The organism is Alteromonas sp. G4i13, from assembly GCF_054960505.1.
The window spans coordinates 1-12,562 of record NZ_JBHNYX010000020.1 but is presented as its reverse complement, the minus strand read 5'-3'; the positions used below and the strand labels follow the sequence as shown (position 1 = coordinate 12,562).

12 protein-coding genes and 1 pseudogene are annotated in these 12,562 nt (G+C 45.2%); 4 read left to right on the top strand and 9 right to left on the bottom strand.

Annotated features, from left to right (window positions below):
* The 3 genes from ACFI6J_RS11430 to ACFI6J_RS11420 all read left to right on the top strand — a co-directional run bounded on the left by ACFI6J_RS11430 (position 1) and on the right by ACFI6J_RS11420 (position 2,542).
* Entirely contained in the window at positions 1–1,032 is a 1,032-nt protein-coding gene (locus ACFI6J_RS11430) for a succinylglutamate desuccinylase/aspartoacylase family protein (RefSeq protein ID WP_278344171.1), read from the top strand.
* A gap of 17 nt (positions 1,033–1,049) precedes the next feature.
* A complete protein-coding gene (locus ACFI6J_RS11425; protein WP_014977481.1) occupies positions 1,050–1,484 on the top strand; it encodes an ATP-dependent zinc protease family protein in 435 nt (144 codons plus the stop codon).
* Positions 1,485–1,552: 68 nt separating this feature from the next.
* Complete coding sequence (locus ACFI6J_RS11420; RefSeq protein WP_014977482.1) at positions 1,553–2,542, top strand: hypothetical protein; 990 nt, start codon at positions 1,553–1,555, stop codon at positions 2,540–2,542.
* Here the strand turns inward: ACFI6J_RS11420 and ACFI6J_RS11415 are convergent.
* Together ACFI6J_RS11415 and acs are read right to left on the bottom strand one after the other, a co-directional pair.
* A complete protein-coding gene (locus ACFI6J_RS11415; RefSeq protein WP_014977483.1) occupies positions 2,502–3,146 on the bottom strand; it encodes a response regulator transcription factor in 645 nt (214 codons plus the stop codon). The two genes, ACFI6J_RS11420 and ACFI6J_RS11415, sit on opposite strands and share 41 nt — an antisense overlap.
* An 18-nt stretch (positions 3,147–3,164) precedes the next feature.
* The gene (acs, locus tag ACFI6J_RS11410) at positions 3,165–5,111 is read right to left on the bottom strand and encodes an acetate--CoA ligase (RefSeq protein WP_014977484.1); all 1,947 of its coding nucleotides are present in this window, start codon (positions 5,109–5,111) and stop codon (positions 3,165–3,167) included.
* Between the two features lie 257 nt (positions 5,112–5,368).
* On the opposite strand from acs, the gene ACFI6J_RS11405 reads away from it, so the two are divergent.
* Complete coding sequence (locus ACFI6J_RS11405) at positions 5,369–6,532, top strand: DcaP family trimeric outer membrane transporter (RefSeq protein ID WP_014977485.1); 1,164 nt, start codon at positions 5,369–5,371, stop codon at positions 6,530–6,532.
* A 93-nt stretch (positions 6,533–6,625) separates the two neighbouring features.
* On the opposite strand, the gene ACFI6J_RS11400 is transcribed toward ACFI6J_RS11405, so the two are convergent.
* The 7 genes and pseudogenes from ACFI6J_RS11400 to ACFI6J_RS11370 form a co-directional block, all read right to left on the bottom strand.
* Positions 6,626–7,780, bottom strand: coding sequence for a Na/Pi symporter (locus ACFI6J_RS11400; RefSeq protein ID WP_239260144.1), 1,155 nt, complete (start codon positions 7,778–7,780; stop codon positions 6,626–6,628).
* 109 nt (positions 7,781–7,889) lie between these two features.
* Positions 7,890–8,942, bottom strand: a complete 1,053-nt coding sequence (locus tag ACFI6J_RS11395; protein ID WP_278344172.1) for an aldo/keto reductase — start codon at positions 8,940–8,942, stop codon at positions 7,890–7,892.
* 82 nt (positions 8,943–9,024) lie between these two features.
* Positions 9,025–9,165 (bottom strand): hypothetical protein, encoded by a 141-nt coding sequence (locus tag ACFI6J_RS11390; RefSeq protein ID WP_239240177.1) that lies wholly within the window; start codon positions 9,163–9,165, stop codon positions 9,025–9,027.
* Between the two features lie 136 nt (positions 9,166–9,301).
* Positions 9,302–9,916, bottom strand: a complete 615-nt coding sequence (locus ACFI6J_RS11385) for an ankyrin repeat domain-containing protein (RefSeq protein ID WP_278344173.1) — start codon at positions 9,914–9,916, stop codon at positions 9,302–9,304.
* A 161-nt stretch (positions 9,917–10,077) separates the two neighbouring features.
* Positions 10,078–10,545 (bottom strand): annotated as a pseudogene (locus tag ACFI6J_RS11380) (catalase-related domain-containing protein); the annotation flags it as partial.
* A 7-nt stretch (positions 10,546–10,552) separates the two neighbouring features.
* Positions 10,553–10,729 carry a hypothetical protein gene (locus tag ACFI6J_RS11375; protein WP_155279885.1) on the bottom strand — a complete coding sequence of 59 codons (177 nt, stop codon included), beginning with the start codon at positions 10,727–10,729 and terminating at the stop codon, positions 10,553–10,555.
* A 273-nt stretch (positions 10,730–11,002) separates the two neighbouring features.
* Positions 11,003–12,355: an alkaline phosphatase PhoX gene (locus tag ACFI6J_RS11370; protein ID WP_278344175.1), complete on the bottom strand. Its 1,353-nt coding sequence runs from the start codon at positions 12,353–12,355 to the stop codon at positions 11,003–11,005.
* Positions 12,356–12,562: the final 207 nt, after the last annotated feature.

The window sequence follows — 12,562 nt, the reverse complement described above, 5'->3', positions numbered from 1 at the left end:
GTGGTAAATGATGTTTTAAAAATTGGGGGTGAAAACATTGCTCCTGGCGAAACAAAAAAGATTGAGTTAGAAATGCCGCCGCTGTACACGGCCACCAATATGAGCATTCCGGTTTACGTTAAACGAGGAAAGCGACCAGGTCCCATTATGTTCGTCAGCGCAGCCATTCACGGTGACGAATTAAATGGCATCGAAATAGTAGGCAGACTTATCCGCTCAAAAGCGATTGAGCGGATAAGAGGAACCCTTATCGCGGTGCCTATGGTTAATGTGTACGGCGTACTAAACCAGTCTCGTTATTTACCCGATAGACGCGATTTGAACCGCAGTTTTCCAGGGAGTAAAAAAGGTTCGCTTGCCGGTAGGTTAGCCAACTTGTTTTTCAAAGAAGTGGTAAGTAAGTGCGATGTCGGCATTGACCTTCACACCGGCGCTATACACCGTAGTAACTTGCCACAGATTCGCGCTGACTTAGACGACCCAGAAGTACTGGAAATGGCAAAAGCGTTTGGCGTACCTGTACTACTTAACGCAGAGTTACGCGATGGCTCTTTGCGCGAAGCGGCCAGTGAAAGTGGCGTTAAAATTCTGCTTTACGAAGCAGGCCAAGCGTTACGTTATGACGAGTTTTCTATTCGTGCCGGCGTAAGAGGCATTATTAATACCATGCGTCATTTGGGCATGCTGAATAAAAGCCGCAGTAAGGGCCACAGTATCGAGCGTTTTATAGCGCGCCAAAGTGGATGGGTTCGCGCGCCAGAAAGTGGATTTGTGACGCATTTAGCACAGCTAGGTGACCATGTTGAAAAAGGTGACAAACTGGCCATTATTGCTGATCCGTTTGGCAATTATTTAGATAGCCTTGAAAGCCCTGCAGAAGGTGTTGTAATTGGTAAACAAAATATTCCACTTACCCAAGAAGGTGAAGCGGTATACCACATTGCATACTTTTCAGAGCCTGATACTGTTGCAGAACACGTAGAATTATTACAAGACAATTTATTGCCACCAGAACAGGGTCCTGTTTTATAAAATTGGTAGAAAAACTGATGAACAATAAAAAAATTGTTGGTGCGGTAGAGCTGTGCGATTTACCAAAACTCGCCATCTCTGATTTGAACGTACGCGTTGATACAGGGGCGGCAACGTCTTCACTTCATGTTGACAACATTGAAGAGTTTGATCAAGACGGTGAATTATGGATTAAATTTGATATCCATCCCGACATTCACAACGTTGAACGCGTGGTTCGCAGAGAAGCACGTGTAGAAGGACAAAAACGCGTAAAAAGCTCAACGGCTACACTTGAGAAGCGCTATGTTATAATTACGCCTATAATAATGGACGGGTACCAGTGGGATATTCAGTTAACCCTAACGGACCGCTCTGAAATGACCTATTTGATGCTGCTCGGAAGAGAAGCGATGAGGGGTCAATTTATTGTAGACCCCGAGCACGACTTTTTGCTGACGGGAAAAGACTAGCAATACAAGTTTGCCAATGGATATTCAGCGTTAAAACCTGCGGCAACTTGCAGTAAGGCATGCGTTTAGTGCATGAAATACAAAATATGGACGTTACGAAAAAAGCCCTAAGTGTTGCCTCTCTGCTGTTGAGTGTATTTACACTATTGAGTGCTAATGCTCAGCAGCAAAACACAAACGAGGTAAGTACTGACTTACCTCACACCGTTCTCCGCCTGCCAAATATTCACCCTGGGCGAGACGCCGTATACGCCTACGCTAAACGTCTTCTCACAGAATCACTGCGCGTTACTGAACCTCAATACGGCTCTTTTGAACTGATTGTCAGCGACCAAGAAACGGCGCAAGAGCGTCAACTACGCAGCCTTGAACACCACATGCTAGACGTGACGTGGAGCGTTACCTCGACAGAGCGTGAACGTCAGTTCCTGCCCATTCGCATTCCCATTATGGCGGGTCTTTTTGGTAAGCGTGCACTGCTGGTCAGAGAAGGCGATACGCGACTTAAAGAAGTAAAGTCATTAAACGCGTTACGAGCATACCGAGCGGTTTTGGGCTACGACTGGCCCGATACGAAGATATTTCGCGCAAACGATATCCCGGTGTTGGAAACGACCTACCGGGCGTCATTTCGCATTGTTTCGGAAGGCTTCGCTGATATGTTTCCAAGAAGTGTTATGGAAATTAAAGAAGAACTCGCTGACAAGGCGCTCTCACGCGGTCTGACTATCGACGATCACCTTATCATTTCATACCCAAGCCCCATCTTTTTCTTTGTAGGAAGCGACAATCAGGCATTAGCAGGGCGGATAGCTGAGGGTCTGTTAAGGCTCTTCGAAACGGGTAAGTTTCAGGAGCTACTGTTAGCTCATGATAACTTTAGAGAAGGTATGGCACTTACCGAAGGGCGAACGGTTATTGAAATTGACAATCCTTTGCTAAGTGAACAAAGCCGCTTGGCATTGGAAAAGTTCTTACCGGAATTTGCTACCTCAGAAGCCGTGCTTAAGTTCGACGCTACTGAGCTGGCGGCTCCAACTCAAGTTGTGAAGCAATAAGTACCGCTTGTGTGCGGTTGTTTATGCCCAACTTTTTAAAGATAGCAGTGACATGCGCTTTAACCGTGGCCTCTGCGATATCTAAATTAAAGCCAATTTGCTTGTTCAGCAAGCCGTCTCGCATGTAACAAAGCACCTTGTATTGCGAGGGCGTTAGCGAGGCAACTTTATCCGCTAATTCAGAGAACTCTTCATTCACCTCATCAACGTCTTCACTTAAGTTATCAGGTAGCCATACATCGCCATCCAGAATTGCTTCTACGGCGTTTGCAATATCTTGCGCACTGGCAGTTTTGGGGATGAACCCTAGCGCGCCCACGCTAATAATCTTTGAAATAAGTGTGGTGTCTTCTGTGCCAGAGACTACGGCAACAGGAAGTTCGGGAAAGAGTTTTCGAATATGCAGCAAGCCAAACAAATCATTGCTACCCGGCATGTGCAAATCAAGCAACAATAAGTCGATATCCTCATTGTTGAGAATATCGACTGTAGTGTTAAGGTCTCCCGCCTCTTTGAGGGTTAAGGCTGGAAGTGACAACGACAACGCGCCTCTTAGTGCATCGCGATACAGCGGATGATCATCAGCGATTAGAAGGGTTATCATTGTCTATATCCTTAGTTTCTACTTATTTAGACGTTCCTCTATCAGTGTATCAACAACCGATGGATCCGCCAACGTTGATGTGTCACCTAATTGCTCATGCTCATTGGCGGCAATCTTACGCAAAATACGGCGCATAATTTTACCAGAGCGGGTTTTAGGTAATCCACGAGACCATTGGATCATATCAGGTGTAGCAATCGGGCTTAGCTCTTGACGCACCCACGCCTTAAGCTCTTTAGTAAGGGCTTCATTTGCTTCAACCCCTTCATTTGGTGTTACGTAAACGTAGATACCCTGCCCTTTGATATCATGTGGGAAGCCAACAACGGCAGCCTCAGCTACTTTAGGATGGGCAACAAGTGCGCTTTCGATTTCAGCGGTGCCCAAACGGTGACCAGAAACGTTTAGCACGTCATCTACACGACCAGTGATCCAGTAAAAGCCATCTTCATCGCAACGAGCACCATCACCGGTGAAGTACACACCTTTGTATGCGCTAAAGTAGGTGTTGATAAAGCGCTGATGATCGCCATAAACCGTTCGAGCTTGGCTCGGCCAGCTGTCTTTAATAACAAGATTACCTTCTGCTGCCCCTTCAAGCTCATTACCGTCAGCATCAAATAGCGCTGGCTGAATCCCGAAGAATGGGCGAGTCGCTGAGCCAGGCTTTAACTCCGTAGCGCCAGGCAAAGGCAGGATCATGTGTCCACCTGTTTCTGTCTGCCACCATGTATCGATAATAGGACAACGGCTCATACCAATTACGCGGTGGTACCATTCCCATGCTTCAGGATTAATAGGCTCACCTACTGTCCCCAAAAGGCGAAGCGATGAGACATCACACCCTTCAGTTGGAACATCTCCGTGCGCCATTAATGCGCGGATAGCAGTTGGTGCGGTATATAAACTATTTACTTTGTATTTTTCTACTACTTGAGCAATACGTTTAACGTCTGGATAAGTTGGTACGCCTTCAAAGAACACTTGTGATGCGGCGTTCACCATTGGGCCATAAACCATGTAGCTGTGGCCTGTGATCCAGCCTACATCAGCGGTACACCAATAAACATCGTCTTCTTTGTAGTCAAAAGCATATTTAAAGGTCATCGCAGAATATAAGAGATACCCGCCCGTAGTGTGTACTACACCCTTTGGCGTTCCAGTAGAGCCTGATGTATAGAGGATAAACAGTGGGTCTTCCGCGTTCATTACCTCTGGTTCACACTGCGCTGACACGCCATCAACAGCGTCATGCCACCACACATCGTGCTTAGCATTCCAGTCTACGTCTCCACCCGTTAGCTTATGAACTAAAACGTGAGTGATAGATGGACATGCATCGCCAGCCAGCGCTTTATCTACATTCGCTTTTAACGGAATGCTTCTTCCAGCACGGCGGCCTTCGTCTGCCGTAATGACCACTTTCGCGTTGCTATCATTAATACGATCGGCAATTGCGTTTGGTGAGAAACCACCGAAAATCACTGAGTGAACTGCACCTATTCGGGCACACGCTAACATGGCGTAGGCAGCCTCGGGTACCATCGGCATGTAAATCGCAACACGATCACCTTTTGCTACGCCCATTTCTTTAAGTGCATTCGCTAATTTACAAACTTCATAGTGCACTTGTTGATACGTGATATCTTGGCTATCTTCTGGTGAATCACCTTCCCAGTGAAAGGCAACTTTTGTAGCATTATCAGCTAGATGGCGGTCAATACAGTTATAGCTGGCATTTAACTCACCATCTTCAAACCACTTAATAGACACATCGTTTTCACCAAACATTGTGTTTTTAATTTTGGTGGGCTTTTGATACCACTCAAGCATGGATGCGTGCTCAGCCCAGAACGCTTCAGGTTGCTCTACAGATTGCTTATACATCTCATCATATTGAGATGCGGTTAGATGTGTAGACTGAAGAATGTTCTCAGGCACAGGATAAGTTTTGCTGGCGGTCATAAAGATTGCCTCCAATATCAATGATGTAAAATTCTTGTTGTATGGTGAAACACTCTAGCCATTCACCCACAAAGCAAAATGAGACTTTGGTCTTAGCAGCCTACAACTAAGGTGCTAGTTAAAAAGTTAGACTAAAAGCATTACGACTATAGTCTTATGCGACCATTGGCTTATTTAATTTTTAGATAATAAGTACACAATCAGCAATGTTAACGTTGAATTTACATTTATTTAACCACTTTTTTGGAACAGACACGATGAAAGCTAAAATAAAAAATACGGTTACAGCAGTAGCGCTGTGCCTGGCAGCATCTACAGGTGCAGCACAAGCAGCAACAATCGGCGACACAAGTGTGAAATTCACAGGCTACGTTAAAGTCGACGCTATGGTTAGTGACTACTCAGATGGCACCATTGCATCAGGTAGCGTAGGTCGCGATTTCTATATTCCTTCACTAACACCTGTTGGTGGCGTTGACGAAGATCCACAATTTGACGCGCATATCAGAACGTCACGATTCCGCTTTGCAACGTCAACGCCTACGGCTGAAGGCGACACAATTAACGGTGTATTCGAACTCGACTTCCTTGTAACTAGCGGCGGTGATGAGCGAATCAGTAACTCCTACACTCCGCGAGTACGCCACGCGTACTTAACTTACAAGAATTGGTTGGTGGGCCAAACATGGACGACCTTTATGGACGTAGGTTCATTACCAGAATCACTTGATTTTATTGGTACCACTGACGGCATCACCTTTGCCCGTCAAGTTATGGTGAGATATACCAACGGCGGCCTACAGCTTGCGCTTGAAAACCCAGAATCAACCATTACGCCATTTGGCGGTGGTAGCCGAATTACGAGTGACGACAGCAGCGTTCCAGACTTTGTAGCTGCCTATACGTCAAAGTATGACTGGGGTTATGTAAAAGTAGCGGGCTTATTAAGACAGTTGTCTTACGATAATGCCGCTGGCATTGATGCGGACGAAACCAGCTTTGGTGTATCGGTAACCGGTAAATACAATTTGTCTAATGGCGACGATATTCGCTTCACGTTCAACACGGGTAAAGGTTTAGGCAGATACTCTGCGCTAAACGCAGTTAATGGTGCAGTACTTACCGAAAGCGGCGACCTTGAAGCCATAGACTCAACAGGTTACGGCGTTGCGTATCGTCACAAGTGGAGCGAAAAAGCGCGCAGTAGCATCATGTTCTCGGCGTTTGAAGCAGACAATGACGTATCATTAACGGGTTTAGCTACCACTGAAAGCACTTATAGCACACGTGTAAACTACTTGTACTCGCCAACTAAAGCGCTAACCGTTGGCGCTGAATACGCTTTCGCAAAGCGTGAAATTGAAGCCGGCCTTGAAGGCGACATGAACCGCTTCCAAGTTTCAGCAAAATACGCATTCTAATACATGCACTAAGTTAAAAAAGAGAAACGGCACTGAGCTCATCAGCGCCGTTTTTTTGTGCATACAGAAAAATAGAATGGCGCGCTACATTAGCTACATAGTAGTGAAGATAATACCCAAAGGCATAATAAAGAATAAGCCACCGATATAAGCTGCGCCGTACATTTTCCGCTCTGCCGCTATCACTGATAATTGATAAGACAAATTGAGCGGAATATTGCGCAATAAAGGCAGCCCGTAAATAAGCGTAACGCCCAGAACGTTATAAATCAGGTGCACAAGCGCTATTTGTAGTGCAAATCCACTATTAACCCCCACTACACCCAACGCTGCGATAAGCGCAGTGATACATGTGCCTATATTTGCGCCCAATGTGAACGGATAGATATCCTTAGCTTTTAAAATTCCACTGCCAACCAAAGGAACCATGAGCGATGTGGTGGTTGACGAGGATTGCACTAGCACTGTCATCACAGCACCCGACGTTATTCCAGAGAGTGGCCCTTTTCCTATGCTGGTATGCAATAACGCCTTTGCCTTGCCTACCATAAGTGATTTCATAATTTTACCCATGTAGGTAATTGAAAACATAATAAGGCCGATACCAAGAATTATTTTCGCTACGCCCGGATAAATAGAAGGTAAAAAGGAGAATGCTTGTGTAACTATGTCTGTTACCGGTTGCGTCATCGCTTTAATAGGATTAACACCAGACACACCGATGGCTTCACCTGTATGGATAAGCGCAACCAATTGGGCACTTAAGAACTCCAAAATACCAAACGCCATTTCAAGAGGTAAGAAAATTAGTACCGACAGCACATTGAAGAAGTCATGAATAGTGGCCGCATTGAAGGCTCGTTGAAACTCATCTTTTTTTGCAACATGACCAAGGCTCACCAAGGTGTTGGTAATACTGGTCCCAATGTTGGCGCCCATCATCATGGGTATAGCGATAGTTATGGGTAAACCACCCGCTACCATTCCGACAATAATAGAGGTAACCGTACTTGAAGACTGAATAAGTGCGGTACACACCATACCAATAATCAATCCCATGACAGGATTAGAAGCAAAACTAAAAAGAGATTTCGCGTGGTCGCCAGTAGCAAATTTGAATCCGCTGCCGATCATGCTGACAGCTAATAACATCACATAGACTAACAAGGCTAAAAGAAGCCACTTACGCCAGCTATGTGCTTTTTCTAGCACACTGTTCTTGGCTAGTTGAGGGTCAATCATTGACATAATACGCACAACTTCATACTTGAAAAGCTCATAATATGACGTGCGTATTACACAAAAATGACGGGGAGTGAAGTGCTACCCCGCCAATCTTAGGAAGAAAAAAATTCGCTTAGAAGCCTAAAGGATACTGCCTTAGTACACCGTGAATGTCGTCCAATGTTTCCTTCGAAAGTGAAATATCAAACGCATCTATATTTTCTTTAAGTTGAGGCACAGTGGTAGCACCAATAATTGTTGAGGTAACACCAGGCACTTGCTTACACCACGCCAACGCGAGCTGCGAAGGTGTTATTCCTACGTTTTCTGCAATCTTCATATATTCAGCTGTAGCTGCCTGCGCTGGCGCTTTATCTCTAAATAACCCCATACGCTGAGCTAGTGTCCAACGACTACCTTCCGGTCTGGCTCCATCCTGATACTTACCACTTAACATACCCGTTGCTAGCGGTGACCACGGTAAATACGCAATATTCTCTAGCTCACACATTTCGATTAAATATGGCCAGTCTTTCGCATGGAGCAAACTGAATTCATTTTGAATAGAAACAGGTAGCGGCATATCCAGCTCTTTGCAAAGTGTAAGAAAGGCGTGAATGCCCCAAGGCGTGTCATCTGACAGCCCCCAGTGTCTAATTTTCCCTTCATCCAACGCGCGCTTAATGCCTAAAAGGATATCACGCATACCATCCAGTTCTTTCTCTCGACTGGTTTTGGTTGGATCAGCACCATCCGGCCAATGCTTACCGAAATGTGGTGTTACTCTGTTTGGCCAATGTAGCTGGTAAACGTCGATATAATCGGTCTTTAAGCGCTCTAATGAATAGGTGAGTGCGTTTGCGATAGCGTCAGCTGTAATGGGCCCTGCATTGCGAATGTATTTTAAGCCACTGCCGGCGATTTTAGTCATTAATACAATATCAGAGCGCTTTGCTTCATTTCGCGAGATCCAATTGCCGATAATGCGCTCTGTATCGCCATAGGTATCTACATTTGGGGGAACAGGATACATTTCGGCCGTATCGACAAAGTTCACGCCTTTATCCAGGGCGAACGCCATTTGCTCATCTGCATCTTGCTGGGTGTTTTGAATGCCCCATGTCATTGTGCCCAAACACACATCCGACACCTGTAAGTCGCTATTTCCTAAGCGGTTAAACTTCATTTTTGCTTCTACCTTGCTTGGCTTATACCTTATTGATGCAATAATGAGTCGACCGCTTAAGAAATAAAAGTGCCCTCTGTGGTTATGAGGCTTTCTTAGTGGCCAACTCGGCTTCTACACTTGCTAGCCGCGCCTCAATATCTCTTTTGGACTCGACCATTTCATTCGCCAATTCTGCGAGTGATTTTAACTCTGCAAACCCTAACTTTCTCGTATCAATCATTTGATACTGACGCTTACAGCGATAAAAGAAAGTAAGAAAGTTAACAAAAGCGCGGTGAAATGTCGCAAAACTCTTGATCAATACCAGAATTAACACGATAGACGTGAGCGCAGCAACTAAAAGCCGGTGAGGTAAGCTACTTATTATCTTTGTTCAGTGCCTCAGCCAGCGCGTAATTGCCTTGCGACAAGGCTATATCTGCCACTGAGTTACCAGCTTTATCTACATGCTTGGGATTTGCGCCTTTTTCTATTAGGCTGCTTACAATCTCTTGTCTATCGAAGAGGCTTGCAAACATTAGGGCCGTTTGCCCATTTGCGTTTTCTTCGTCTATATCGCAATCGGCAAAAACCAGCTGCTTTGCCACACTGACATGACCTTTAAATATAGCGCCCATAAGTGCAGTATTCCCGCGGTTGTCTTCTTGACACGGGTTTACCTTCGCCTGCTCAATAAGAAAGTTCACGGTGTCAGTGTGACCGTGGTACGCCGCAAGAATAAGTGCTGTATAGCCTTTTTCATCTGCGACGTTTACATCTAGCCCAGCGTTATAAAAGGCTTGCAACATGGTGCTGTCGCCTTCTCTAGCTGCGTCGAAATACCGCACTTTTAGTGCATCCATAGATAGCGAAGCTGATTGCGCAGGTTTGTCCGCCGCGCTAGTTACTTGTGTTACAGCACTGGCATCGAAGCTGAATAGAGTGACAATAACGAACAGTGTTGATAGTAGTGAGTGCTTAAAAATAGACATTGTGCCCTCTTTATTTATCGACGCAAAAAGTGGAAAGTAATATTTGAGATTAGGTAGCTACGCATTGGGTGGACTATTTACCAACGATAAATAGCCCACCTTTTAGTACTTCTGACTTAAGTACTTCTGATTTTAGTAGCTCTGACTTTAGTAGCTTGGGTTTATTGCATTAGCGCCGTCAGGCTTTCAGCAACTTGCTTTGCTTTAGCGGCACGTGCAGCTTGCTGTTCCATTAAGTCTTTCGCCGTTTGACGAACTTTAGCCATTGGTGCTTTTGCTAGTTTCGCTACGCCTTTGCCGTAGTCTTTATCTGCGTTGTACATATATGCACTAATAATGACGCGGATTTCTTCTTCAGGCACCGATGCCAGTGCTCCACCTAAGTTATTAATCAGGTTTTGCTGGCCTTCTTTGGTTAGTTTTCTGAAAAACTCCCCTGCTTGTTTAAAGTTCTGCTCTTTGTAGAACGGAATTTGTTGCGTCATACCTGCAAGCGGTTTGCTTGAGTAACGGAACGCTGGATCTTCGTTAAGATCAAGACGTCGGCTTGGCTGGTAGTTCACATCGCGATTAGTACTCGTTGTGCGTAGCTGACCATGCTGTTCGTGGTTATTAATAACCGCATTTTTGAGGTTCTCACAGCTGTACTCCCACATGAAGGTTGGTACGAGGTTTAGGGGCTTTGACTTCTACGCAAACTTGGTCGCCATAATAGTTATCAGCGTAATTGCATTGCGTTCGAATGGGTTGATTGGTTGTGGAGGAAACACGGTGGCTATTCGCCGTTGTTAGCTTTTTTAATAGTGCGCTCATTTGGCTCTCCTTCTTAAGTTGAGAGCATTATCATTAATTGAACAAAACTATTAAAACGGGTTAAAACGATTCATATAATCAACTTATTTGATTGTAAAGATACTAGCTAATCGAGAAAAGGTATGAAAGTAAGTAAATGATGCGTGACGAAAGAAAGGTTGATAGAAATTTGCAGTTCACACTTGGGGGATAACGGCGCCATTTTAAAGCAATAAGAATAAATGACGCCAGTTTTCTAGATAACCGTAATATCTGGTCTCCAACCTCTGATCTCTAACCTTCAAGCCATGGCCCGGTTATAGCTAAGGTCTTCGTTGGAGAGTAAATATTCACGAAAAGCGTATTGCCGTCAGGCGAGAAACACGCGCCGGCAAGTTCAGTTTGCGCATGGAGCTTTGCAAAGTTATACACTTCTCCATTTGGTGTAACACCGCGTAAGTGATTATCAACAATGTCGGTATATTGGTCTTCGCACACCAATAGATGCCCGTTTGGACATACGGTTAAGTTATCGCCGAAGTTATATAAGTTCTTGTCTTCACTTTCTAAAAATAGCTGAAGCTTGTCCTGTTTACCATCTACAGAAGGAACAAGTTTCATCACCTGACCGAGCTGCTTTTGGCCACCATTAGTACAGCAAAAATAAAGCTCATTTTCACCCCAATGTATACCTTCACCGCGAGCGAATAAGGCAGCACCTTTCTCATATCCTCTAGCGCGTAAGTCATCGTTCGGGCTTTCTGGGTTGTCTAATGCTATCCACTCAACGTCGAACCACGTCGCCAATGGCATAGTTGTGGAACTCCAATTACGTGTATCAAACTGAGGTTTGTTTTTTACTACCAGGGCTTCTAATTGGCCGCCAGCTGCCAAGTTAGCGTACTCGTTAGGCACAAAGCGATATAGCAAGCTGTCACCCTGATCTTCAGTCAGGTAAACAATGCCTGTTTTGGGGTCAACACATGCCGCTTCATGGTTAAAGCGCCCCATTGCTTTAAGTGGTTTAGCTTCAATGAGTGAGTCAGCATTTGCAGGTACTTCAAATATGTAGCCGTGATCTTTGCTTACCACATCGCCGTTCGGGCCATGAGGTCGGTCTACGGACTCTTCACACGTTAGCCACGTGCCCCAAGGCGTAGTGCCGCCCGAGCAGTTTCTTACCGTTCCAACAAGACTGATAAACTCTCGCTCTACCATTTTGGTAGTAAGGTTATACACCATGGTTGTGGTGCCGCCTGGTAAAGCAACGCCACTATGATAGTTGTCATAGGCCAACTCGCTAGTATGCATTTGAATAGACTGTGGCTGAGCACTCAAATGTTTGGGGTGCAGTTCGTGGTTACGTATAAGCGCCACTTTGTCGCTACTGCCTTCTACAGGCAAACAACCCATACCGTCCGCTCTGTCAGGTACATGCATACCATCAGACATGCTATTTCCAAGGCTTGATATAACCTTATAGCTAAAGCCTTTAGGTAAATCGAGCAGCTTTTGAGGGTCGGCGATTAGTGCACCATAGCCTTCACTAATCGGCATAGACGCCAAATCCAACTTTTTACCAAAAGCACTGCTAGCTAGGCCACCAAATGCCAAAGAACCCACTAAAAACTGGCGTCGTGTAATCATGAAAATCTCGCAAAACTGATAAACAGAGCATAGTACCCTTTAATTGTTACAGTATCACAACAAAGGGGTGGCGCTTATTCAATCTAGAACTCTCAGCAGCAGGGACGCTGCTGCGAAGCCGCCATGGATGGCTTTACGGCTTGTTTCAGAGGGCACAACAATCACGAACTAAATCGCAGGCATAAAAAAAGCGCACCTAAGTGCGCT